At 59.1% G+C, this 23,594-nt stretch carries 21 protein-coding genes; 19 read left to right on the top strand and 2 right to left on the bottom strand.

The window, feature by feature from the left end; translation table 11 throughout:
• Positions 1–8 precede the first annotated feature (8 nt).
• The 3 genes from KI792_01675 (at position 9) to KI792_01665 (ending at position 4,188) form a co-directional block, all read left to right on the top strand.
• A complete protein-coding gene (locus KI792_01675) occupies positions 9–2,393 on the top strand; it encodes a hypothetical protein (protein ID MBV6631723.1) in 2,385 nt (794 codons plus the stop codon).
• A 183-nt stretch (positions 2,394–2,576) separates the two neighbouring features.
• Positions 2,577–3,845, top strand: coding sequence for a hypothetical protein (locus KI792_01670; GenBank protein MBV6631722.1), 1,269 nt, complete (start codon positions 2,577–2,579; stop codon positions 3,843–3,845).
• Between the two features lie 37 nt (positions 3,846–3,882).
• Positions 3,883–4,188 carry a hypothetical protein gene (locus KI792_01665; protein ID MBV6631721.1) on the top strand — a complete coding sequence of 102 codons (306 nt, stop codon included), beginning with the start codon at positions 3,883–3,885 and terminating at the stop codon, positions 4,186–4,188.
• A gap of 86 nt (positions 4,189–4,274) precedes the next feature.
• Here the strand turns inward: KI792_01665 and acnA are convergent, their stop codons facing one another.
• Entirely contained in the window at positions 4,275–6,986 is a 2,712-nt protein-coding gene (acnA, locus tag KI792_01660) for an aconitate hydratase AcnA (GenBank protein MBV6631720.1), read from the bottom strand.
• A gap of 497 nt (positions 6,987–7,483) precedes the next feature.
• Here acnA and KI792_01655 point away from each other — a divergent pair, with 497 nt between their 5' ends.
• The 7 genes from KI792_01655 (at position 7,484) to KI792_01625 (ending at position 16,017) form a co-directional block, all read left to right on the top strand.
• Entirely contained in the window at positions 7,484–9,451 is a 1,968-nt protein-coding gene (locus KI792_01655) for an AMP-binding protein (protein ID MBV6631719.1), read from the top strand.
• On the top strand, positions 9,448–10,302 hold the full coding sequence (locus KI792_01650) for an ABC transporter ATP-binding protein (GenBank protein MBV6631718.1): 855 nt from the start codon (positions 9,448–9,450) through the stop codon (positions 10,300–10,302). Before KI792_01655 ends, KI792_01650 begins: the two co-directional genes overlap by 4 nt.
• Positions 10,295–11,230: a branched-chain amino acid ABC transporter permease gene (locus KI792_01645; protein ID MBV6631717.1), complete on the top strand. Its 936-nt coding sequence runs from the start codon at positions 10,295–10,297 to the stop codon at positions 11,228–11,230. The genes KI792_01650 and KI792_01645 overlap by 8 nt, the downstream gene beginning before the upstream one ends.
• 10 nt (positions 11,231–11,240) lie before the next feature.
• Complete coding sequence (locus KI792_01640; GenBank protein ID MBV6631716.1) at positions 11,241–12,320, top strand: branched-chain amino acid ABC transporter permease; 1,080 nt, start codon at positions 11,241–11,243, stop codon at positions 12,318–12,320.
• Between the two features lie 141 nt (positions 12,321–12,461).
• Positions 12,462–13,796, top strand: coding sequence for an ABC transporter substrate-binding protein (locus KI792_01635; protein MBV6631715.1), 1,335 nt, complete (start codon positions 12,462–12,464; stop codon positions 13,794–13,796).
• Between the two features lie 93 nt (positions 13,797–13,889).
• Positions 13,890–14,747, top strand: coding sequence for an ABC transporter ATP-binding protein (locus tag KI792_01630; GenBank protein ID MBV6631714.1), 858 nt, complete (start codon positions 13,890–13,892; stop codon positions 14,745–14,747).
• Between the two features lie 37 nt (positions 14,748–14,784).
• Positions 14,785–16,017, top strand: coding sequence for an AMP-binding protein (locus tag KI792_01625; protein MBV6631713.1), 1,233 nt, complete (start codon positions 14,785–14,787; stop codon positions 16,015–16,017).
• A gap of 6 nt (positions 16,018–16,023) precedes the next feature.
• Here KI792_01625 and KI792_01620 read toward each other — a convergent pair whose 3' ends face one another.
• The gene (locus tag KI792_01620; protein ID MBV6631712.1) at positions 16,024–16,671 is read right to left on the bottom strand and encodes a hypothetical protein; all 648 of its coding nucleotides are present in this window, start codon (positions 16,669–16,671) and stop codon (positions 16,024–16,026) included.
• 175 nt (positions 16,672–16,846) lie between these two features.
• Between KI792_01620 and ccmA the strand changes: the two genes are divergently transcribed.
• From ccmA to KI792_01575, 9 genes are all read left to right on the top strand, one after another.
• Positions 16,847–17,545, top strand: a complete 699-nt coding sequence (gene ccmA / locus KI792_01615; GenBank protein MBV6631711.1) for a heme ABC exporter ATP-binding protein CcmA — start codon at positions 16,847–16,849, stop codon at positions 17,543–17,545.
• Entirely contained in the window at positions 17,542–18,246 is a 705-nt protein-coding gene (locus KI792_01610; protein ID MBV6631710.1) for a heme exporter protein CcmB, read from the top strand. Before ccmA ends, KI792_01610 begins: the two co-directional genes overlap by 4 nt.
• Before the next feature lie 91 nt (positions 18,247–18,337).
• Entirely contained in the window at positions 18,338–19,087 is a 750-nt protein-coding gene (locus tag KI792_01605) for a heme ABC transporter permease (protein ID MBV6631709.1), read from the top strand.
• 104 nt (positions 19,088–19,191) lie between these two features.
• Entirely contained in the window at positions 19,192–19,329 is a 138-nt protein-coding gene (ccmD, locus tag KI792_01600; GenBank protein MBV6631708.1) for a heme exporter protein CcmD, read from the top strand.
• A 41-nt stretch (positions 19,330–19,370) separates the two neighbouring features.
• The gene (gene ccmE, locus KI792_01595; GenBank protein ID MBV6631707.1) at positions 19,371–19,847 is read left to right on the top strand and encodes a cytochrome c maturation protein CcmE; all 477 of its coding nucleotides are present in this window, start codon (positions 19,371–19,373) and stop codon (positions 19,845–19,847) included.
• The gene (locus KI792_01590; protein MBV6631706.1) at positions 19,844–21,856 is read left to right on the top strand and encodes a heme lyase CcmF/NrfE family subunit; all 2,013 of its coding nucleotides are present in this window, start codon (positions 19,844–19,846) and stop codon (positions 21,854–21,856) included. The genes ccmE and KI792_01590 overlap by 4 nt, the downstream gene beginning before the upstream one ends.
• Positions 21,853–22,461 (top strand): redoxin family protein, encoded by a 609-nt coding sequence (locus KI792_01585; protein ID MBV6631705.1) that lies wholly within the window; start codon positions 21,853–21,855, stop codon positions 22,459–22,461. Before KI792_01590 ends, KI792_01585 begins: the two co-directional genes overlap by 4 nt.
• Positions 22,458–22,943 (top strand): cytochrome c-type biogenesis protein CcmH, encoded by a 486-nt coding sequence (locus KI792_01580; GenBank protein MBV6631704.1) that lies wholly within the window; start codon positions 22,458–22,460, stop codon positions 22,941–22,943. The genes KI792_01585 and KI792_01580 overlap by 4 nt, the downstream gene beginning before the upstream one ends.
• Positions 22,944–22,961: 18 nt before the next feature.
• Positions 22,962–23,594, top strand: coding sequence for a hypothetical protein (locus KI792_01575; GenBank protein MBV6631703.1), 633 nt, complete (start codon positions 22,962–22,964; stop codon positions 23,592–23,594).

Genomic DNA, 23,594 nt, shown 5'->3' with positions numbered 1-23,594 from the left:
GTCGCAACATGACATCTGGATCAGATAATACGCCTGGTGACGGTAAGCCGACCAACCAGTCTGATGATGATTTCGACGATTTCGATGACTTCGACGATTTCGATGATTTCGACGAAGCCGCTGGCCTCGATGCGTTCGATGAGGGCGATGACCCGTTTGAGGATGGCTCCGAAAGCGATATTGACGACCTGGACGCCGCCGCCGCTGAGCTAGACGCCTTTGCCGATGATGATGAGGGCACCGTCGACGATGCCCCCGCCGCTGCAGAAGCAGGGGCCGAACCAGCGGCCGATGAACCTGATGCGGAAGAGCCTGGTGCCGACTTAAATGCCGACGGTGATGCAGAGGCGGATGACTTTGCAGCTGATGATTTCTCAGCCGATGAGTTCGATACCGACGAATTTGATGCTGATGATTTCTCGCCTGAAGCGACAAGCGATGATCCCGTCGCTGAAGACACAGCGGATGATGATGACTTCTCAGCCGATGAGTTTGAGCCGGATGCCTTCACTCCGCCGCCCGCAGATCCAAGCGAGGCGCCACCGCTAGAAGCCACGGCGGAAGATATCGCCGATGATGAACCGGCAGCGGCGGAAGAGCCCGCCGCGGAAGACGATAATTTCGGCGATGTCGACCTGGACCAACCAGAAGCAACAGAACCGGAAGCGCCAGCCGAGGCCGAGGCTCCGGTAGCGGCGAGTGCCGATGACGACCTGGACGCCATGCTGCAAGCAAACGCCGGCGGTGAAGAGGTTGATGAAGCCGGCTTCCCAATTGACCCCGCCGCCGAAGAGGCCGCAGCGGAGGAGCCAGCAGAAGAACTAGCGACCGATGACGCTGAGCAAGCCAAGCCAGTTGCCGAGGAAGCGCTCGCAGCAGATGTCGCCGCTGACCTTGACCCGGATCCGGTGGATGAGGATGAAGCGTTCCTCGCCGATGATGAGCCAGTAAGTGAGGAACCCGCCACTGAGGAACCGGCTGCGGCAGAGCCCACTGCTGAAGACCTGGCTGCTGAAGAACCGGCTTCCGATGCACCAGCTGTGGACGAACCCACCGCCGGCGAACCAGTCGATGCATCGGATGACGATGATGATCTAATGCCCGCCGCCGATAATGTGGCCGGGTTAAGCGGTGATGATGAACTAAGCCAATCGGATGCAGCTGATACGCTGGCAACGGAACCCACTGTTGCCGTTGATTCCGATGAGGTCGAAGCCTCTGCCGAACCGCTCGCCGATGATGCTGGCGATGAACCAGCAGACGAACCCGAACAACCCGCCGCTGAGGAAGATGCTGCCGATGCTGATGAAGCAGCAGCTGTGGCAGCGGCCGCTACTGCCGCCGCCGCCACGGCTGACGACGCAGCAGAAGAGACAGAAGAAGCTGCGCCAGCGCCACGCCCTAGAAAACGCAGCCGCGGCCCGAGCATTCCGCTAATCGATATCGGCACCGATGGCTTTGACAAGCTAACTGAAGCTTATCCGAAGCGTCTTCGCGCCATTCAGGCATTGGCCAGCCGCAAGCTGACCAAAAATGGCCTGAAGTTCGCTGAAAAACTCTGCCGGGGCTGGAGTGGTAAAGCCACCGTTCCTTACCGGACAGAGATTGAACGGGTGAATGGCGCCATGGATGGCGAGCCAGGCGCTTACGTAATCAATCTGGCTTTTGAGATGGCCTGTACGACAGGTGCTGCCGAAGACCCAGAGGGCGGCCAGCGCCTGCTCCACACCATGGATTGGTCGCTGGATGGTATTGGCCGAATGTTGGTTGCCGCCCGCCGCCATTGCGATGCTGGCCTTTGGGTGAACTTCACCTGGCCTGGTTATGTCGGCACGTTGCAGGGCATCGCACCTGGCCGCTTCGCCGCCGCGATTAACCATGCACCGATCAATGGCGCTGGCCCTGGTCCGGTTGCCTGGGCGATGAGTAAGGCAAAATGGTACGGGCAGAAGGGCATGCCGCCAGCGCTGCTGCTGCGCCGTGTCTTTGACGAATGCGAAGACTTCGATGCTGCCGTTAATATGATTGAGAAGACGCCAATCTGTTACCCGGCGATCTTCTCCGTTCTTGGCGTTCAGGATGGCGAATTCTCAGTCATCGAACGGACTGAAACCGCGAAGAGCACGCAGAAACGCGCACCGGCCGTATCAAACCACTGGCTGAATAATGAGTTCAAAGGCACCGTAACGGCCTTCCAGAGCCCAGAGCGCCTTGTGGCCATGAAGAGCCGCATCGCCAAGGGTGTCGATGAAACCAATTGGTTGGTCCATCCGATCCTGAATCCGGATACCCGTCTGTCGGTCGATTTGAACCCGACAACCGGGCGCATGCGGGTCCGCACCTATCAGGGGCTTCAGCCAACCTCGGCGTTCCTTGATATCTACGCTGATTAACCACCACCCGCGCTTTAAACTGCCCCTTTGTATCCACGCTTTTACAGGGCGTTTTCAGGCTGTCTGACCGAAAATACTCCCCACTTTCGCACGTGCGTTTTTATATAGTGATACGCAATATGTAATTTTGGGCCCATTATGGCTGTAAGATCAGTCCGTAATGGTGGTTTGGGGAAAGTAAACATGTCAGATCCAGGCAACGGACATCGCGGCGATCCCCCGCCGCTGCGCGCCAATCCTGATGACCGGCTGGCCCCACCACCCGAGCCTGTACGCGACCTGATTAATCCCCAATGGTTCCAGCGCTTTAAGGGTATGATGCCCGGCAGCAAACGCCGCGAGGCCGGCCCCACCCCAACCGAGGGGTTCATGACCGGCGGCATGTCAGTTTTTCCAGGCGGCAGCGGTCGCCGTTCAGCGCGTGCACGGCCATCGGTTTCACTCTACCGCGCGATGCGTTTCGTCATGGGCCAGGTTGGCCAGATGACGGTTGGCAACTTCTCATCAAAACAGCGACAGGCGGCCCGCTACTTCCGGCAGGAAGGGAATGTCGCACTCGATAAGATGACGTCGTTCAATCGGCGTGAGGCCAAGGAATACCAGACTGGCCTGGCCGCGCTCGCGATCCATGCGAAGGAGCGAGGCGTATCGATTGATCTGTCAGTTATCGAGAATGGCGAACAACTAAAGCAGATCATGCTTCAGGCCCGCGTCAGCCGTAAGGCCATTGATCGCGCTAAGATGTCGGTTGAACGGCAAATCATGCTGCCTAAGGGAACCCTAACGCTTCGTGAAGTTGCCAACCAATTCAAGATGACCGACCCCAGTGAAGAGGTCGCCATCCTTGCCGCCCGCGCCGGATATAAGCTGAGCCGGGCAATGCGAAACCGCTCGATGCCACCGCAAGATGCCAGTGTTGATGGCGTTCTGGCCGATATTGAGCAAAAGGCCGCCCATAGCCCCTACCTCGCCCACCATGAACGGGTCAGCGAGCATGTGCGCCATACCTTCACCGGTATCCATGGCACCAAGCGTCTGAAAGATGTAATTGATGGCCTCGTCGCTATCGACCCAAGCCTAGCCAAGGGCCGTGAGATGCGTGAGATCAGGACAGATATGCGGGCGTTGGCCGATACTGGCCTGAAAGAGAGCGGCCGGTTCATGCAGCAATACGGCAATCAGTACGGCAAGGCCGTTCGTGACATGGTTCCACTGTCGCGCATGCAACCTGCTGATAAGCTGGTGCTGGCACGGATTAATGACTTTGTCTCAGCCAGTATTACCAAGCTTCATAGCGAGGGTAAGATCGATGATCGCCAGGGATCACGCCTTGTGGTTGCCGCAGATGCCGCGATCTCCGGCACGGCGCAGTTCATCGACATGCTGGACAACCGAAACACCGCTGAATTCACGCCGCCAGCGGCAACAGCAGCGACGCCGGGCGGTCGATAAACCGTCCTAAATCGACCCAGCAACCGGTCTTAAAATCATGAGTGAAGACGATCTGATCCATGTTGATGTCCATGACTTCATGGAGAACAACCGTGGGGAGCTGATGCTTGTGCTCGACGGTCAGCCGGAGCCACCAACTTCAGCCGCCCAACTGCGCCTTGCCCATAAGCGCGATGAAGCCGTGCTCCACCGCGGCGATGGCAAGGACATGCTGATCGACAAAATCCATCCAGAGGCGATGGAAAAGCTGCGCGATGTTGAAACCATCGTGGTGACCGAAATGGATGGCGAAGAGATACTCCATTCCTATTTCGCCAAGGTGCAGGAATTCGCCCAAGCCTAGCCTGTAATGCCTTACCTGACCGCCAAAGAAAAAGCCCCGCCACCAACTGGTGATCGGGGCTTTTCTTATCCTTAAAGGCCAGCTGTTTAAGCGGCCTCAGCCTCATTGGCGATGTTGCGCAGGACGTAGTGGAGGATGCCGCCATTGCGGTAGTACTCCAGCTCATCCAGCGTATCGATCCGGCAGAGAAGGTCGACCGTCTCGCTTGAGCCATCAGCACCGTGGATGGTCATTTGAACCGTGCCACGTGGCGTCAGCCCATCACTAATACCGGTGACGTCAAACGTCTCGGAACCATCAAGTTTCAGGGTCTCACGGGTGACACCATCTTTGAACTGCAGCGGCAACACGCCCATGCCAACCAAGTTGGAACGGTGGATACGCTCAAAGCTCTCGGTGATCACGGCCTTAACGCCCAATAGGCGTGTACCCTTGGCCGCCCAATCACGGGATGAGCCGGTGCCATACTCCTTACCGGCGATCACCACGAGGGGCACGCCCTCAGACTTGTACCGCATGGCGGCGTCGAAGATTGGCAGTTGGTCACCTGATGGGTGGTGCTTGGTATAGCCACCCTCAACACCGTCCAGCATCTCATTCTTGATGCGGATGTTGGCAAAGGTGCCACGGGTCATGATCTTGTCGTTGCCGCGACGGGAGCCATAGGAGTTAAAGTCCCGTGGCCGCACCTGATACTCGAGCAGGTACTCACCAGCGGGGCTATCCTTCTTGATCGCACCGGCAGGTGAGATGTGGTCGGTAGTGACACTGTCCGCCAGCTTGGCCAGCATCCGGGCGCCCTTCACATCGGCAATCGCCTCCGGCTCCGCCGTCATACCCTGGAAGAAGGGTGGGTTCTGCACATAGGTGGAACCCTCACTCCAATCATAGGTCAGGCCACCGCCAACATTGATGGATTGCCACTCTTCCGGGCCTTTGAAGACATCGGAATAGCGCTCCACGAACATCTCACGGGTTAGGCTCTTCTCCCGCACCGCCTGGATCTCGGCATTCGATGGCCAGATGTCCTTTAAGAAGACGTCGTTGCCATCATGGTCTTGGCCAAGCGGCTCTTTCATGATGTCGATATTCATGTTGCCAGCCAGAGCATAGGCAACAACCAGCGGCGGTGACGCCAAATAGTTGGCGCGCACATCCGGGCTGATCCGCCCCTCAAAGTTCCGGTTACCGGATAGGACCGAGGTTGCAACCAGGTCACCGTCACTGATGGCTTTAGAGATCGGTGCCGGTAGTGGCCCAGAGTTGCCAATACAGGTGGTGCAGCCATAGCCAACCAGGTTGAAGCCGAGGGCATCCAGATCATCCTGCAGCTCTGCCTTCGCAAGGTAGTCAGTCACAACCTGACTACCCGGTGCCAATGACGTCTTCACCCATGGCTTCACGGTTAAGCCCTTGGCCCGGGCATTCCGGGCGACGAGGCCCGCAGCCAGCATCACGCTTGGGTTCGAGGTATTGGTGCACGAGGTGATCGCGGCGATCACCACATCACCATGGCCGATTGAGTAATCCTCACCCTCAACCGGCACTTCCTTATCCACGTCATTGACGGCGAATTGGCCGGTCAGCTCACCTTTAAACGCCGGGGCCGCTTCGGACAGCAGAACCCGATCCTGCGGCCGCTTAGGCCCGGCGAGCGATGGCACAACATCGCCGAGGTCTAGCTCAAGCGTGTCAGTGTAGACCGGCTCTGGTGCGTTGGGGTCGAGCCACATGCCTTGTTCTTTGGCATAGGCCTCAACCAGCTTCACCCGTGCCTCATCACGGCCGGTGAAACGGAGATAGCGAAGCGTCTCGTCATCGATTGGGAAGAAACCACAGGTTGCACCGTACTCGGGCGCCATATTGCCGATGGTGGCCCGATCCGCGAGGGTCATCTGGCTAACACCAGGGCCGTAGAACTCAACGAACTTACCAACAACCCCACGCTCACGAAGCATCTGGGTGACGGTCAGAACCAAGTCGGTGGCGGTGGCCCCCTCTGGCAGCTTGCCGGTAAGGCGGAAGCCAATGACCTCTGGGATCAGCATCGAGACAGGCTGACCAAGCATGGCAGCCTCAGCCTCAATACCGCCAACGCCCCAGCCAAGCACGGCCATGCCATTCACCATGGTGGTGTGGCTGTCGGTACCAACCAGGGTGTCAGGATAGGCGCATTTGATGTTCTTGTTGGTTGGATCGGCTGGGTCCTTACCGGTCCAGATGGTTTGAGCCAGATACTCCAGGTTCACCTGGTGGCAGATACCTGTGCCTGGTGGGACAACGCGGAAGTTATCAAACGCCTCCTGCCCCCAACGCAGGAACTCGTAACGCTCACCATTACGCTCAAACTCCCGCTCAACATTCAGTTGGAATGCCGATGGGGTGCCAAACTCATCCACCATGACCGAGTGGTCGATGACCAGATCAACAGCGGAGAGTGGGTTAATCTGTTCGGCATCACCGCCCATGCCAACCATGGCATCGCGCATGGCGGCCAGGTCAACCACCGCCGGAACACCGGTGAAATCCTGCATCAGCACGCGCGCGGGGCGGTAGGCGATTTCCTTGGTGCTCTTCTTCTCTTTCAACCATTCAGCCACCGCGGCGACATCATCGGCGGTTACCGAGCGGCCATCTTCAAAGCGCAGCAGGTTCTCCAGCAGCACCTTCAAAGTGAAGGGCAAGCGAGAGATATCGCCCAGCTTCTCAGCCGCTGCTGGCAGGCTGTAATAGGTGTAGGTCTCACCGTCGACATTGAGTTCACGGCGGGCATCGTAGGAGGATTTAGTGGCAGCCACGGGTCGGTATCTCCTGCAAAGGCGGAAAAGAACGGTGAGGTCGGCTCAAGACCGTCAGACGGATGACAATATAGGGAGTGCTGCGGCCATCTGCGACCACACAAACACCCTATACTTGGTCGGAATGCACCCCTTCTGGGCACTGCACAGCAGCATAGTGAAATTGCTGCAGCGCACCATTAAAGCTCAATGAATTCCGCAAGTTATCCACTTGCAAACCGCATCGATTCCTATTGTCAGCGACGACCGTTCTACATATGGTTGCACGCTAACAAAAGCAGATCGGCCAAAGAGCCGACAAAAAACAGGCCGATTGGTCAGCCGTCGTTGGGAATACGTCCTTATGACTGGGCCATAGAAGATCGGTCAGGGATCGAAACGGCAAGAAGGAGCGGCGCAAGGCGGTAGCCATCGCGCCGTTAAGGCGTTGGCGAGAGCAATCCACCTGCACACAACCCAACACCATTTAATCGTTTGCCGGATGATGGAGGGCCCCCATGCCTGACGGCGCTGCTGCGATCATTTCCACCGGTACCGATACCTTCCCGAAGCTGCTGCTTGAGCATGCGGTCAACCGCCCGAACCACACCGCCATGCGGGAGAAAGAGTTCGGCATTTGGCAATCTTGGAGCTGGGCGCAGGCGCTCGACGAAATCCGCGCCATGTCTTGCGGCCTCGCCGCCATGGGCTTTAAGCATGGTGATCGCCTCGCGATCATTGGTGACAACCGCCCGCACCTCTACTGGGCCATGACAGCCGTTCAGGCGCTGGGCGGCGTGCCGGTCCCGATCTATCAAGACAGTGTCGCCGAGGAGATGTCCTACATCCTCAACCATGCCGAGGCGCGATTTGCCCTCGTTGAGGATCAAGAGCAGGTGGATAAGGTCCTCTCAATCCTGGATGAAGTGCCGGTCGACACCATCATCTATGACGATCCGCGCGGCATGCGGAACTACACCGAGGACTTCCTACACAGCCTGAGCGACCTGCAAGGTAAAGGCCGCGAGTGGCATAAGGACAAGCCTGACTTCTTCGAAGCTGAGGTCAAGAAAGGCCGCGGTTCCGATGTCTCGGTCATGCTCTACACCTCCGGCACCACCGGACGGCCGAAGGGCACGATGCTGACCTTCGACAATGTGCTGGTGATGTCGCGCAATGCGGCGGAGTACGAGAAGCTGTCATCGGATGAGGATGTGCTGGCCTATCTGCCTATGGCCTGGGCCGGTGACCATGTCTTCTCTTTCGGCCAACAATATGTGACCGGCTTTACCGTTAATTGCCCCGAGAGTGCAGAGACGGTGCTGATGGATCTGCGGGAGTTGGGGCCAACCTACTTCTTCGCCCCGCCACGGATTTTCGAGAACATCCTGACCACCGTCGCCATCCGGATGGAGGATGCCGGGCGGTTTAAGCGTTGGCTCTATAAAATCTTCATGGATCACGCCTCCAAGGTCGGCATCGACCTGCTTGAAGGACGCCCGGTTTCCGGCGGTGACCGGTTCAAATACTGGCTGGGTGAGAAGCTGATCTATGGCCCGTTGAAGAACGTGCTGGGTTTCACCCGCATCCGCATTGCCTATACGGCGGGCGAGGCGATTGGCCCGGATATCTTCAACTTCTTCCGGGCGCTCGGCATTAACATCAAGCAGATCTATGGCATGACCGAGGGCGCGGTGTTCGTCACCATTCAACCCTCCACCGAGGTGAAGTCGGATACGGTCGGCAAACCGGTGCCAGGGGTTGAGCTCAAAATCGCGGATAATGGTGAGGTGGTGTTCCGCTCACCCGGCGTCTTCAAAGAGTACTTCAAGAATGATGAGGCCACCGCCGAGGCCAAGACCGATGGCTGGTTCCATACCGGCGACGCCGGTGTGATCGATGAGCTTGGCCATCTGAAAATCATCGACCGGGCCAAGGATGTGGGCAAGCTGACCGATGGGTCGCTGTTTGCGCCGAAATACATCGAGAACAAGCTGAAGTTCTTCCCCTTCATCAAGGAAGCGGTCGCGATCGGCGATGGCCGGGATTACGTCTCGGTCATGATCAATATTGATCTGGAAGCCGCCGGTAACTGGGCCGAGCGGCGCAACCTTGCCTATACCGGCTACACCGATCTGGCGGGACGATCCGAAATCTATGACCTGATCAAAGACAATGTGGAGCAGGTCAATCGTGACCTCGCCAATGACCCGAACTTAAGCGGCTGTCAGATCAAGAAGTTCCTGGTGCTGCATAAGGAACTGGACGCCGATGATGGCGAGCTGACCCGCACCCGGAAGGTCCGGCGCAAGCATGTGGGCGATAAGTATAAGCCGCTGATTGATGCGCTCTACACGCAAGCAGACAGCGCCTATATCGAAACCGAGGTCACCTTTGAGGATGGCCGTAAGGGCATGATTAAGGCCGATCTGAAAATCGAAGAGGCCGATATCAGCGCGCCGAAGACGAAGGAGGCCGCAGCATGAGTGAGGTCGTGGACGCACCCGCCGGGAACGCCGCCGCCGCGCATAATGCCGAGGCTGAGGCCCGGCATAAGTCGCGCATCGGCGACACCCTGCTTGAGGTCAAGAACATCTCGCTTCGCTTTGGTGGGGTGAAGGCGCTGACCGATATCAGCTTCGATGTGAAGCAGCATGAGATCCGCGCGATCATCGGCCCGAACGGCGCCGGCAAGTCCTCAATGCTCAATGTTATCAATGGCTTCTACCACCCGCAGGAAGGCACCATCACCTACAAGGGTGTAACGCGGGAGAAGATGCGCCCGCATAAAGCTGCCGCCCAGGGCATCGCCCGTACCTTCCAGAACATCGCCCTGTTTAAGGGCATGTCGACCCTGGACAACATTATGACCGGCCGGGTGCTGAAGATGAAGCAGCCCTGGTTCATGCAGGCGCTCTATTGGGGCCCAGGCCAGCGGGAAGAGATCGAGCATCGCGAGTTCTGCGAGCACATCATCGACTTCCTAGAAATCCAACACATTCGCAAAACCCCAGTCGGCCGCCTGCCCTATGGCCTACAAAAGCGGGTTGAGCTTGGCCGTGCGCTGGCAGCGGAGCCTGAGCTGCTGCTGCTTGATGAGCCGATGGCCGGGATGAATGTGGAAGAGAAAGAGGATATGTGCCGCTTCATCCTCGATGTGAATGATGAGTTCGGCACCACTATGGCCCTGATTGAACACGATATGGGCGTGGTGATGGATATCTCCGACCGCGTTGTCGTGTTGGATTACGGCAAGAAGCTCGCCGATGGCACCCCGGATGCGGTGCGTTCAGACCAGGCGGTTATCGACGCCTATTTGGGGGTCGCCAATGATTGAAGCACTCTTCATCACGCCCTTTGTTGAGATTGCGGAATATCCGTATTTCTTCCTCGAGGTGCTCATCAGCGGCCTGCTGACCGGGGTTATGTATTCCCTGGTCGCCCTTGGCTTTGTCCTGATCTTTAAGGCGTCTGGCGTCTTCAACTTTGCCCAGGGCATTATGGTCCTGTTCGCCGCCCTGACCGTCGTTGGCTTCATGGATTACGGCGCGCCCGCCTGGCTTGCGATCATTCTCACCGCCGTGGTGATGGTCGGCCTCGCCTTCGGGGTTGAGCGGTATGTGATGCGGCCCCTGGTCAATCAGGACCACATCATCATGTTCATGGCCACGATCGGCCTCGCCTATTTCCTCGACGGGTTTGGGCAGACGATCTGGGGCTCCGATGTGAAGAGCTTTGCCTTCGATCTGCCGCGCGACAATTACCAACTCCTCGATGGTGAGGTGTTCGTAAACCAGCTCGACTTGCTGGGCGGTGTCATCGCGGCGCTGCTGGTTGGTGGCCTCGCGATCTTCTTCCAAAAGACCAAGATTGGCCGTGCCCTGCGGGCAGTTGCCGATGATCACCAGGCAGCGATGAGCGTGGGTATCCCGCTCAACCAAATCTGGGTAATCGTCTGGTCGGTCGCCGGTATCGTCGCGATTGTCGCCGGCATCATGTGGGGTGCCAAGGTGACCGTGCAGTTCTCGCTGTCCCTCATCGCGCTTAAGGCCCTGCCGGTTCTAATCCTGGGTGGTTTCACCTCCATCCCCGGCGCCATCATTGGCGGGCTGATCATCGGGGCGGGTGAGAAAATCGCTGAGAATTTCTGGGGTCCGGCCCTGGGCGGTGCCATTGAAGATTGGTTTGCCTATGTGTTGGCGCTGGTGTTCCTGCTGTTCAGACCGCAGGGGCTGTTCGGCGAAAAGATTATCGAACGGGTGTAGGTGACGAGACATGTTTTATCGTGAAGCCGGCCAGTTCAAGGCCACCTACGCCGCCGATCAGGCAATCTTCCCAATCCTGCAGGATAAGATCGGGATCGCGATCATTCTGGCCATCGCCTTTGGCGTGATCCCAGCCTTCGCCAGCGACTATTTCCTATCCTCGCTGATGCTGCCATTCCTGGTGTTCTCGCTCGCGGCACTCGGCCTCAATATCCTGCTCGGCTATTGCGGGCAGTTGAGCCTGGGCACCGGTGCGTTCATGGCCTGTGGTGCCTTCTTTGCGTACAAGATCACCACCGCCTTTCCGGAACTGAACATCATCTTTGTCTTCCTGCTGGCCGGTGCCGGTACCGCCGCCGTTGGCGTGTTCTTTGGCCTGCCCAGCTTGCGGATTAAGGGCTTCTATCTGGCAGTGGCCACACTGGCCGCGCAGTTCTTCCTGATCTGGATGTTTAACAAGGTCGATTGGTGGACGAATTTCAGCCCGTCTGGCGTGATCTCCGCCCCGCCGCGTGAGGTTCTGCCGGGCTTCGCCGTCACCGGTTCCTCAGCCACCCCCGTGGATCGCTACTATTTCGCGCTGGGCGTAGTGTGTGTGCTGGCACTGCTGGCGAAGAACATGGTCCGCTCACGCATTGGCCGGACCTGGATGGCGATCCGCGACATGGATATCGCCGCTGAGATTATTGGCATCCGCCCGATGGCGGCCAAGCTCTCCGCCTTTGCCATCAGCTCCTTCTACATTGGTGTCGCTGGTGCCCTTTGGGCATTTGTCTACACCTCTTCGGTGGAGGCGCTGGCCTTTGACATCAACCGGTCATTCCAAGTGCTGTTCATGGTGATCATCGGCGGCTTGGGCAGCATCCTGGGCTCGTTCCTTGGTGCCGCCTTCATCGTGCTTTTGCCGATCATCATCAACCAGGCACCGGCCGCCGTTGGCATCGTTATGGACACCGCCCTATTGGGACATATCGAGTTCATGGTGCTGGGCGCCCTGATCATCATCATTCTGATTGCCGAGCCCCATGGCATGGCCAGGCTTTGGCAAATCGGGAAGGAGAAGCTGCGGCTTTGGCCATTCCCGCATTAAAGGCCCAGCTTTAGAGCGTTTTTACCAATACCTCATGACGGCCGCTGGGACCGCGGCAACCGACAAAACCGGGTCATGGGGACAAACACAGGTCCCCCAAGAGTGTTTAAGCCTCGTCAACCAAATGGGAGGAAAACGAGCATGAACTTTAAGCGTTTAACCGCGCTGGCTGTCGCCACCGTTATCGGTGCCGGTGCCTTCTGGGCATCACAGCCAGCCGTCGCCCAGGCTGAGGATGAGATGTTCATCCCGCTGATGGTCTACCGCACCGGCCCTTATGCGCCGAACGGCATCCCGCTAGCTGACGCGTTCCAGGACTACCTGAAGGTCCTGAACGAGCGTGACGGCGGCATCAACGGCGTCAAGATGACCTGGGAAGAGTGTGAAACCCAGTACAACAACGACCGCGGCGTTGAGTGCTATGAGCGTCTGAAGAATAACGGCCCAACCGGTGCCGCAGCGTTCTTCCCGTTCTCAACCGGCATTACCTATGCGCTGATCGAGCGTGCCACCAACGACAAGATTCCGGTCTTCTCGATGGGCTATGGCCGCGCCGATGCGTCTGACGGTCGGGTCTTCCCCTATGTCTTCACCTCGCCCACCACCTACTGGGCGCAGGCTGATGCCATGATCAACTATATCGCCCAGCAAGAAGGCGGTTACGGTGATCTGGACGGTAAGAAAATCGCGCTGGTCTATCACGACAGTGCTTACGGTAAAGAGCCGATCAAGACCCTTGAGCTGCTGGCTGAAGAGCATGGCTTTAAGCTGACCCTGCACCCGGTGTCGCACCCAGGTCTGGAGCAGAAATCAACCTGGCTACAAATCGGCCGTCGGGTGAAGCCTGACTGGACCCTGATGTGGGGCTGGGGCGTGATGAACGCCACTGCCATCAAGGAAGCGTCCGCCGTCGGTTATCCAATGGATCGCTTCATCGGTGTCTGGTGGTCCGGCTCTGAGGTGGATGTGCGCCCAGCGGGCGACCAAGCCATCGGCTACAAGGCTGGTAACTTCCACGGTGTTGGCCAGGACTTCGGCGTGGTGCAGGACATCCTGACCCATGTCTACGCCAAGGGCCAAGGCACCGGTCCAGAAGATCAGGTTGGTGAGGTTCTCTACAACCGCGGCCTGATCAACATGTTCATCATCACCGAAGCCATCCGGACCGCCATGGGCCGTTATGGCGATAAGGCACTCACCGGTGAGCAAGTTCGCTGGGGCTTTGAGAACCTGAACATTGATCAGGCTACCCTCGAGCGTGCCGGTTTCGATGGCATGATGAAGCCAATCCAACTGAGCTGCACCGACCACGAAGGTGGCGGCCAGCTTCTCGTCCAGCAATGGAACGGTTCTGAGTGGGAGGTTGTCTCCGACTGGATTGAGCCAAATGGCGATCTAATCCGCGGCCTCTATGAGGCATCCGCTGAGCAATATGCCAACGAGAAGGGCATCGCCCTCGACCGCTGCACCTCGTAAGCGCAGCTGATCCAAACTTCTTCAGCCGGGGCGGTGCCCCATCGCCCCGGCTGTTTTACCCAAAACGAACCTGATTAGCGGAGTTGCCAGGCCATGGCCGAAACAGCGACCAAACATGTGGGACATTCGAACCCAGCAGAGGTGGCACCCGATGCCCTGCTTCAGGTTAACAATATCGAGGTCATTTATGACCACGTGATCCTAGTATTGAAGGGCGTGTCACTCGCTGTGAATAAGGGCCAGATTGTTGCCCTGCTCGGCGGCAATGGCGCAGGTAAGACCACAACACTGAAAGCGATTTCCAACCTCCTACGCGTGGAACGCGGTGAGGTTACCAAAGGCTCCATCACCTTCAGCGGCCAGCGGGTCGATACCCTGACCCCCAATGACTTGGTGAAGAGCGGCGTCATCCAAGTGATGGAAGGTCGCCACTGTTTTGAGCACCTGACGGTTGAGGAAAACCTCCTGACCGGTGCCTATACCCGCAGCGTTGGCCGGGGCCAGATCAATGCCGATCTGGAGATGGTCTACAACTACTTCCCGCGCCTCAAAGAGCGGCGGAAAAGCCAATCCGGCTATACCTCCGGCGGTGAACAGCAGATGACGGCGATCGGTCGTGCCCTGATGGCAAAGCCGAACATCATCCTGCTTGACGAACCCAGCATGGGCCTTGCCCCGCAGCTGGTGGAACAAATCTTTGAGATCGTCAAAGCGTTGAACGAAAAAGAGGGCGTTACTTTCCTCCTTGCTGAGCAGAACACCAATGTCGCGCTGAAATACGCACAATACGGCTACATCCTCGAGAATGGCCGGGTGGTGATGGATGGCGAGGCGAAAGAGCTGCGCGAGAATGAGGATGTGAAGGAGTTCTATCTCGGCGTGTCCTCGACCGGTAAGAAGAACTACCGCGACGTAAAGAACTACAAGCGCCGCAAGCGCTGGCTGACCTAAGCCGCCTACCGACCATTAAACGATAGAGACCTGCCCCATGACCGACGCTCATTACGACGCGCTCGAAACCCGTAGCCATGACGAGCGTGAGGCCAGATTGATGGCCGCCCTCACCGATCAGGTGGCCCATGCCAAGGCGAATAGTGCGGCCTATGCCGACATGCTGGCCGATGTGGACCCGGCCTCGGTCACCGACCGTGCGGCCCTTGCCAAGCTGCCCGTGACACGAAAAAGCGACCTAACCGAGCGGCAGTCGAGCGCGCCACCGCTGGGTGGCTTTAACGGGCAACCGCTTGAGCAGATCCGCCGCGTCTTCTCTTCCCCCGGCCCGATCTATGAGCCACAGGGTGACCAACCAGATTTCTGGCGCTTTGCCCGTGCACTGTACGCCGCCGGGTTCCGGGCCGGCGATATCGTCCATAACTGCTTTGCCTATCATTTCACCCCGGCGGGCTTCCTGTTCGACGATGCAGCCAAGGCGCTGGGCTGCCCGGTTTTCCCGGCTGGCACCGGTAATACCGAAGGTCAGGCGCAGGCCATGGCGCATTTGAAATGCAGCGGCTATGCGGGCACACCAGACTATCTTAAGGTGATCCTGGAGAAGGGTGATGAGCTTGGGCTCGACACCAGCAGCCTGGTCAAAGCCTCTGTCGGCGGCGGCCCGCTCATGCCCGATGTGAAAGCCTGGTATGAGACGCGCGGCGTCGCGGTTTACCAAAACTATGGCACCGCCGATCTGGGCTTGATCGCCTATGAAACCCCAGCCCGCGAGGGGTTGGTGTGTGATGAGGGCGCGTTGGTTGAAATCGTGCGCCCCGGCACCGGCGACCCAGTTGCCGAGGGTGAGGTTGGTGAGGTTGTGGTGACCCTGTTTAACCCGGCCTACCCGCTAATCCGCTTTGCCACTGGTGATCTCTCCGCCGTCATGGCCGGTGATAGCCCATGCGGCCGCACGAATATGCGGCTTAAGGGCTGGATGGGCCGCGCCGATCAGGCCACCAAAGTCAAAGGCATGTTTGTCCGCCCAGAGCAGATTGCGGAAGTTCTCAAGCGCCATGACGGCATCGGGAAAGCCCGACTGGTCGTTGATCGTGGTGACGGCACCGATGTCATGACGCTCAAGGTTGAGGCTGCGGATGCCGGGATCGCAAGCGCGGTCACTGACAACCTAGCGGCCATCGTAAAGCTAAAGGGCAATGTCGAGATCGTAGAGCCGGGCAGCCTGCCCAATGATGGCAAAGTGATCGATGATGTGCGTAGCTACGATTGATCTGCCTTAACCGGTCATCTTCTTGGCTGGCACGGTCTTAAGGTCGATCAGCTTGCCCTCGCTGGCATCCAACATCGTATCGGTGCGCAGGAACATCCAGACCCGGGACGAGCCACAGGGAAACCACCCGTTGTGGAAGCTCATCACATCCTTATCGGCATAGACGCGCAGCTTATGCCGGTGCCCAAAGGGCGGAACCCCATCGGGCAAGTAGCCAACAATCTCTTTCATGAACTTGGCGTCTGGCTTCTCAAACTCCTCGCCCGTTGCCCGCATCAGTTTGCGTAGGCTGACCTGGTTCCGGCCATTAATGATGAACAGAAACCCCTCGCCACTGCGACGGCCACGAAGCACTAGGGTTCGGTTGATCTGCCGAACCCCTGCCCGCAGGCGTAAGGCAACCTGCTTCGGGTCACGGACCGGATCGGGAAACACGCGGTGGACGAAGCCCACGCCCAATCCTTTGAGGACAGACTCAATAACTCCAGTGTCAACCGGCGAGGTCTTAGTTAAGGGCTGCTCCTCATAGGCGAAAGCATCATCGGTGACCCGCTCTGGGGTCCCGATCAAGGGTTGATCATCGGCCGGTGCCGGGGCCTCGCCCGTGGCGCCCTCTTGCGCTTCAAAGCTGCCGGGTTCAGCGGTGTCAGTCATGACAACAAACTCCTGACCAGGCGGTGGTGGGGGATTACGCCATCCTGGTTCTGCACCAAGGGTAGAGGTGTATTGGTTGCCGAATGGTTATTTGGCGCCGCACTACTCTTGGTTAGGGCGAAATCTGTGCTAATCCTCCGGCTTCAATTTCCAGCCTGGCCACTCGCCCAACCACATGACCGACCCAACCGCCCCGGCGGCCACAGCATCAAGCAGCAAACCGGCGATCACCCTCGACCAGGCAGTGATTTGCAGGGGTGGGCTCGCGCTAACCGCGCCGCTCAATCTGCGATTTGAGGCCGGATCGGTGACCCTGATCCAAGGACCGAACGGCGTGGGCAAGACCAGCCTGCTACGCGTGCTGGCCGGCCTTTTGCCGGTAATGGGCGGCGATGTCAGTGAGACGCTCTCCAGTGATCAAACCAAGGCGGTAATGCCCTTCGAACCAGTTTGGTTGACCATGGTCGGGTGGCTGCCCGTCACGCCGGGCTTGCCACCAGGTCTCAACAGCGCGGAAATCCTAAATCAGATGGCGCGCCTTCACGGCCCCGTTGGCAACCAGGTTGTCACAGCACAGCTGGACAAATGGGGCCTAGCCGAACTTGCCGATCTGCCAACCCAATACCTGTCGGCCGGGCAGAGACGTCGGGTTGATCTGGCCCGACTTTGCCTAAACCCGAAACCGGTCTGGCTGCTGGATGAACCAGCGGTCACCCTGGATAGCCAGGGCCGGGAGATACTAGGCCAAGCAATTGAACAGCACTGCCAGGCTGGCGGCTTGATTGTCATGGCGAGCCATGAGGATTGGCCACAGGATCATTGGAACCGCATCCAGCTTAATCAGCCTGCGCAGGTCGGGGGACAGGCCGCATGATCAGCGCCCCAACACAACCAAGCTGGTGGCAAAGCCTGTTCGCCCTGACCCGGTTTGAGCTGGTTCGGCAATGGCGTCGTCGTGGGGACCTCGCCACCGTCTTGGCCTTCTATTTCCTGATCTTAACCCTGGCGCCGCTTGGCCTTAGCCCGGCGAGCAATGTGCTGCGCGGCGTGGCACCCGGCCTGATCTGGATCGCTGCCCTATTGTCGGTAATGCTGGCCAGTGAGCGGGCCATCCGTATCGACCACCGGGATGGCTTGATTGAGCCCCTGCTGTTCAGCGGTGCCACGGCGGAGCTGATCATCGCATCCAAGATTGTCGCCGGATGGATCAGCATCGTTGTACCGCTGGTCATTGCCTCGCCGCTGATCTTTGCCCTGATGGCGGTGCCGGGTGACGCGATGGTTGCCGGCGCCATAACCATTGCCCTTGGCGCACCCAGCCTAATCACCACCGGTTTGGCTGCCGCTACGCTAACAGCAGGTGCCCGGCATGGCGGTGCCTTACTGGCGCTGCTGCTCTTCCCCTTGCAGTTGCCAGTTCTGATCTTTGGTGCTGCCGCCCTACGGCAGGTGTTGGCAGGGGAGCCAGCCTTCGGTGAATGGCAGGTGTTGGTCGCGTTCTGGTTGGGCAGTGTGCCGATCGCGATCATGGCCGGTGCCGCTGGCCTCCGCGCCCTGATCCGGGAGGGGGCGTGACCATGCGCACCACCCATATCGACCGGTTCCGCCTTGTATCCCGGCCTGCACCACGCCATTTTGCGTGCAAGATCGACGGATAACAGACCCCATGCACCGCTTCGCCAACCCAGCCCGTTTTCAGCGTATCAGCCGCGTCCTGCAGCCGATTTTCGGTTTAGGTGCGCTCGGCCTGATTGGCGTGGGTCTCTACCTATCGCTGTTTGCCTCCCCGCCGGATTACCAACAGGGTGACACGGTGCGGATAATGTATGTGCATGTGCCCGCCGCCTGGTGGGCCATGGGGATCTATAGCTCCATGGCCATGGCGGCGATTGCTGGCTATGTCTGGCGTCATCCCTTGGCCGACCTTTATATGCGGGCCGCAGCGCCGGTTGGTGCCGCCTTTACGGCGCTTTGCCTCATCACCGGTGCGATCTGGGGACAACCGATTTGGGGTGTCTGGTGGGTCTGGGATGCTCGCCTCACCTCGGTCCTGATCCTGTTCTTCCTTTATCTCGGCTTTGTCGGCCTGGTGGATGCGTTCGACCAACCGCAGCGCGGCGATAGCGCGGGCCGTATTCTGGTCCTGCTCGGCTCGATTAACCTGCCGATCATCAAGTTCTCCGTTGATTGGTGGAACACCCTGCATCAACCGGCCAGCATCACCCGCCTGGACAGCCCGGCCATTCACAGCAGCATGCTATGGCCACTGCTTGTTATGGCGCTTGGCATGCTGTGCATTGCTGCCTTTGCCATCTTGATGCGCTTGGATGGGGAGTTAGCGAGGCGCCGATGGGAAATGCGGATGCAGCGGCGCGCTATGAACCCAAATGCGGTTGCGGGTGTGACCGAAGCATAGGTCACGGTTGCGATAGAGGGTCGCAAATCCTGGCCCTTCGGCGTTTTTCGCCCTACATAAGCAGCACTCATAATTCGAGCTGACCAAAGACCCATACCGCTACCATGGACCAATACGCCGCCTATGTTTGGAGTGCCTATGCCGTCACCGGCGTGGTGACGCTTGCCGTGCTGGGGTTGAGTTGGCGGTATCGGCGTCGTTGGATGAGGGCAGCCGGTCAAGATGAGACCCCGGCAAAATGACGCTCGATAACGGTGCGGCAAACTCCCCTGACATGCAGCGCATGCCCGGGCCAAAATGGCAGGGCAAGCACAAGCGTATGGCCTGGCTAGGCCTTGGTGCCTTGGTTGTCAGCGCGGCCGCCGTGCTCGCCATCACCGCGCTTGAGCAGAACATCACCTTCTTCTACAGCCCCGCCGACCTGTCCGCCGCCGACCTACCCGTTGGGCGCGATTTCCGCCTTGGCGGGATGGTGGCGGATAACTCGATTGAGCGTGAACCCGGCGGCCTGGTGGTCCACTTCGTCGTTACGGATTACGAGGCCACAACCCCGGTTACCTACCGCGGCATCCTCCCCGATCTGTTCCGTGAGGGGCAAGGCGTCGTCGCAATCGGCAGCCTGGATGCGGAAGGGCGCTTCCAGTCTGATGAGATCCTGGCCAAGCATGATGAGAACTACATGCCGCCGGAGGTTGCCGCCGCGCTAGAGCGCAATCGCCCCAAGGGCCAGCTGCAAAGCACTGGGACCCTGCAGCCATGATCGCCGAGCTAAGCCATTTTGTACTGGTGCTGGCGCTTGTCATGGCGGCGGTTCAATCCTGGGCTGGTCTTGCCAGCCTTAACGTTAGCGATGCGGGTGTAAGGGCCGCCAGGGCAGCGGCGGCGAGCCGTGCCGCCTGGCTTCAATTCGGCCTCATCGCCACCGCCTTTATCGGCCTCACCTATAGCTTTGTGACCTCAGATTTTTCCCTATTGGTCGTGACCCAGAACAGCCATTCGGCCAAGCCGTTGATCTATAAAATCGCCGGCGTTTGGGGCAATCATGAGGGGTCGTTGTTGCTCTGGGTTCTAGTGCTAGCTGCCTTCGGCGCTGCCGTTGCTGGACGACCCGACCGGGATCGTGGGGACCCACCGCTGAGAACCGTTAGCGTTGGCGTGCATGGCCTGCTTGGGATCGGCTTTCTGATCCTGTTGATTGCCACCTCCAACCCATTTTCCCGGCTGCTGGAAGCGCCGGTTGATGGTCAGGATCTGAACCCGCTGCTGCAGGACCCTGCCTTGGCGCTGCACCCGCCGCTGCTTTATCTGGGCTATGTCGGGTTTGCGAGCGCCTTTGCCTTCGCTGTCGCAGGTCTTCTGATTGGCAAGATTGATCGTGACTGGGCCCGGGCCACTGGCCGCCCCGTGCTAGTCGCTTGGTCGGCCCTAACCGTCGGCATCTCCCTCGGCTCCTGGTGGGCGTATTACGAGCTTGGCTGGGGTGGATGGTGGTTCTGGGACCCGGTTGAGAATGCCAGCCTGCTGCCATGGCTGGCGGGCACCGCCCTTTTGCATTCAATCCATGTCCTGGCGAAGCGACAGGCCATGGCCAGTTGGACCGTCCTGCTGGCAATCCTAACCTTCTCCTTGTCCTTGCTGGGCACGTTTCTGGTCCGCTCTGGCGTGCTTACCTCGGTCCACGCCTTTGCACTGGATCCGGATCGGGGTGCCGCGATCCTCGTCCTGATCGGTGTATCGGTGACCGGTGCCTTAGCTCTTTATGGCTGGCGCGCTGGCCAGGCCAAAGCGATGCCACCAAACCCGGAATTCGCACCCGTTAGCCGTGAGGGTGCACTGATCCTCAACAACCTCTTACTGGCCCTCAGCTGTGCCGTGGTGTTGCTCGGTACGCTGTACCCACTCTTCCTTCAGATCCTCAACCTGCCGCCCGTCTCCGTTGGCCCACCCTATTTTGAGGCGACCGTGGTGCCCATCTTTGCCCCGCTCCTCTTAGCCATTGGTGTTGCGCCCTTCCTACCCTGGCGCCAGGCCACTTTGGCCCCGGCGATGAAGCGCCTCCGTTGGGCCGGCTTGATTTGCCTTGGGCTGGGTGCCGCTGTGGTGCGACCTGAGACTTTGGGGGGTGCACTGGCTGGGCTGGGTCTTGCCTCCGGTTTCTGGATCATCGCCACTAGCGCCATTCAATGGTGGGACCGCGCCGGTCAAAGCCTCGCTAAGGGCTGGCACCTGCCCGCCTGGCAGCAGGGGATGACCATTGCCCATCTGGGCGTTGGCGTCATGGTGCTGGGCATTGCGGGGTCAGCCGTGTGGAGTGAAGAAAAGATCCTGCGCCTTGAGCCCGGACAAACCGTGAGCCTCGCCGGCCATAATCTAGTGTTTGATGGGGCGAGCCGTGCCGATGGACCGAATTACGATGCCGATCGGGGCGTGTTAAAAGGTGATGGCTTCAGCCTGGAGCCAGAGAAGCGCTGGTACCCGGTCGCGCAGATGCGCACGACCGAGGCCGCAATCCGGTTTGATGGCTGGGGCAACCTCTATGCCACCCTCGGCCAGCCGGATGAGGTCAATGCCCCGCTTGAGCCTGGCAATACCAATGCGGCCGCCGCGTGGTCACTGCATCTGCAGTATCACCCGATGATCGTGCTGATCTGGCTTGGTTCCTTCATCATGGCCTTTGGCGGCCTGATCGCCGCGGCTGACCGGCTGTTTCAGCATAAGGCGCAACCAAAGACCGATGCCGTCACCGGTGCTAGCGAGGCCGTCACATGAGTGATGAAGCCCCCATCGATCCCGTGAAGACCGAGCGACGCTTGCTGGTCTGGCTACCGGCTGCCCTGGTATTGCTCTTGGTTGTCGGGTTTGCGATTGCCCTAAGCCGACCAGCACCAGACGCCCTGATCATCGGTCAGCTCGATACCACCTTGCAGGAACGCGCCTTACCTGAATTCTCACTCGATGGCACAGACGCCGATGGCCCGATCCAAGGCCTGGATATCGGCGCGGTTCTGTCTAGCGAGACGCCATTTAAGATGGTGAATTTCTTCGCGTCTTGGTGTGCCCCCTGCCGGATTGAGCACCCCTACCTTATGGCCCTGGCCCGGCGTGACGACCTCACCCTATTCGGCATCGCCTATCGTGATCGGCCAGAGGCGGCGGCCGACTACCTCGTGAAGGCTGGAAATCCCTTCGAGGCCGCGGGGCTGGATCCGCTTGGCAAGGCGGCGCTTGGCTTTGGCATTACCGGTATGCCGGAAACCTTCGTCATCGACCGTGCCGGGATGATCCGCTTCCGCTTTCAGGGCCCAATCACCGATATTCAGATCGACCAATTGGATGCCGTACTTGCACAGATCGAGCAAGAGAGCGTTCGATGAACAAGCACACGACACTTATATTTTTCATAGCCTTATGCCTACTTTTTTGCCCCATTGTCGGACAAAAATACAGTGCGGCAGGCACCCTACCGCCAGAGGAACTGCTGGAAGACCCGGCGCTGGAGCAACGGGCCCGGGCATTGGCTGAAGATCTGCGCTGTGTGGTTTGTGCCAACCAATCCATTGCGGATTCAGAAGCCACCCTCGCCCTAGATATGCAGCGGTTCATCCGTCGTGAGCTCTCCGGCGGGGCTGAGGATAGTGAAATTATCACGGCGCTGATCGATCGTTATGGTGAGCGGGTGTTGTTGAGCCCACCGGTGACAACACGCACCTACCTACTATGGGGCCTGCCAGCCGCCCTGACGCTACTGGTGTTGGCAACCCTATGGTTCCGTCGACGGGCCACCAATGCACCAGTCTTAGCACCGCTGCCGATCGACCAATGGGAGGAAGATGACCAACGGGAGGGGCGCGGTTAAACCCGCGTAGTTCCTGATATGTGTAGCCTCTGGATTGCCGCCGCTGTCATTTCTGCCTTGGTTTGTGCCGTTGTGGCGGCCCCACTGAAGCGTCAGAAAACCGCTAGCATGGTGATCATCGCCACGGTGCCCTTGGCTGCGATTGGCATCTATCTCTGGGCCGGTAACCCGGATTTACCTGATCAGCCACTCGCTGGCCGGGATCAGGGCTTCCTAAACCAACAGGCCATGATGGTTGCTGCCGCCGAAGAGATGGCAGCCAATCTGGGCAATGAACGAGGGGATGCGGCAGGCTGGGCGTTATTGGGGCAGGCTTGGGCCCAACTTCAACGGCACCGGGATGCCGCTGCCGCCTTTGCACGGGCGGCAGATCTTAGCGGCGGCAATACGGCCCTCAGGCTCGCCCAGCTTGAGGCGCTGATAGCCAGTGAGGAAGGGCTGGTAACGCCGGAAGCGATTGATCTGATCGATGACATCCTACGGGTTGAGCCGGACCAACAGGGTGCGCGGTTCTATGCTGGGCTGGCGCTATGGCAGGCGGGCAAATTGGATGCCGCCAGGGAGCGCTGGGAGGCGCTGTTAGCTGAGGCTAACGGCGATGAACCCTGGCTGCCAGGCCTGCGAGACCGCCTCGGCACCACTGATCAGTAG

The sequence above is a fragment of the Alphaproteobacteria bacterium SS10 genome, from assembly GCA_019192455.1.
Taxonomy (GTDB): domain Bacteria; phylum Pseudomonadota; class Alphaproteobacteria; order TMED2; family TMED2; genus TMED2.
This window is presented reverse-complemented; position numbering and strand designations above follow the sequence as displayed.

Excerpts from the sequence above, each read along its gene's own strand:
- KI792_01605 (MBV6631709.1), top strand. The coding sequence starts at position 18,338 with ATGCACCGCTTCGCCAACCCAGCCCGTTTTCAGCGTATCAGCCGCGTC.
- KI792_01645 (MBV6631717.1), top strand. The coding sequence starts at position 10,295 with ATGATTGAAGCACTCTTCATCACGCCCTTTGTTGAGATTGCGGAATAT.
- KI792_01585 (MBV6631705.1), top strand. The coding sequence starts at position 21,853 with ATGAGTGATGAAGCCCCCATCGATCCCGTGAAGACCGAGCGACGCTTG.
- KI792_01655 (MBV6631719.1), top strand. The coding sequence starts at position 7,484 with ATGCCTGACGGCGCTGCTGCGATCATTTCCACCGGTACCGATACCTTC.
- KI792_01635 (MBV6631715.1), top strand. The coding sequence starts at position 12,462 with ATGAACTTTAAGCGTTTAACCGCGCTGGCTGTCGCCACCGTTATCGGT.
- KI792_01620 (MBV6631712.1), bottom strand. The coding sequence starts at position 16,671 with ATGACTGACACCGCTGAACCCGGCAGCTTTGAAGCGCAAGAGGGCGCC.
- KI792_01665 (MBV6631721.1), top strand. The coding sequence starts at position 3,883 with ATGAGTGAAGACGATCTGATCCATGTTGATGTCCATGACTTCATGGAG.
- ccmE (MBV6631707.1), top strand. The coding sequence starts at position 19,371 with ATGCCCGGGCCAAAATGGCAGGGCAAGCACAAGCGTATGGCCTGGCTA.
- KI792_01610 (MBV6631710.1), top strand. The coding sequence starts at position 17,542 with ATGATCAGCGCCCCAACACAACCAAGCTGGTGGCAAAGCCTGTTCGCC.
- KI792_01670 (MBV6631722.1), top strand. The coding sequence starts at position 2,577 with ATGTCAGATCCAGGCAACGGACATCGCGGCGATCCCCCGCCGCTGCGC.
- KI792_01580 (MBV6631704.1), top strand. The coding sequence starts at position 22,458 with ATGAACAAGCACACGACACTTATATTTTTCATAGCCTTATGCCTACTT.
- KI792_01640 (MBV6631716.1), top strand. The coding sequence starts at position 11,241 with ATGTTTTATCGTGAAGCCGGCCAGTTCAAGGCCACCTACGCCGCCGAT.
- KI792_01575 (MBV6631703.1), top strand. The coding sequence starts at position 22,962 with ATGTGTAGCCTCTGGATTGCCGCCGCTGTCATTTCTGCCTTGGTTTGT.
- KI792_01675 (MBV6631723.1), top strand. The coding sequence starts at position 9 with ATGACATCTGGATCAGATAATACGCCTGGTGACGGTAAGCCGACCAAC.
- KI792_01630 (MBV6631714.1), top strand. The coding sequence starts at position 13,890 with ATGGCCGAAACAGCGACCAAACATGTGGGACATTCGAACCCAGCAGAG.
- KI792_01590 (MBV6631706.1), top strand. The coding sequence starts at position 19,844 with ATGATCGCCGAGCTAAGCCATTTTGTACTGGTGCTGGCGCTTGTCATG.
- ccmD (MBV6631708.1), top strand. The coding sequence starts at position 19,192 with ATGGACCAATACGCCGCCTATGTTTGGAGTGCCTATGCCGTCACCGGC.
- KI792_01625 (MBV6631713.1), top strand. The coding sequence starts at position 14,785 with ATGACCGACGCTCATTACGACGCGCTCGAAACCCGTAGCCATGACGAG.
- ccmA (MBV6631711.1), top strand. The coding sequence starts at position 16,847 with ATGACCGACCCAACCGCCCCGGCGGCCACAGCATCAAGCAGCAAACCG.
- KI792_01650 (MBV6631718.1), top strand. The coding sequence starts at position 9,448 with ATGAGTGAGGTCGTGGACGCACCCGCCGGGAACGCCGCCGCCGCGCAT.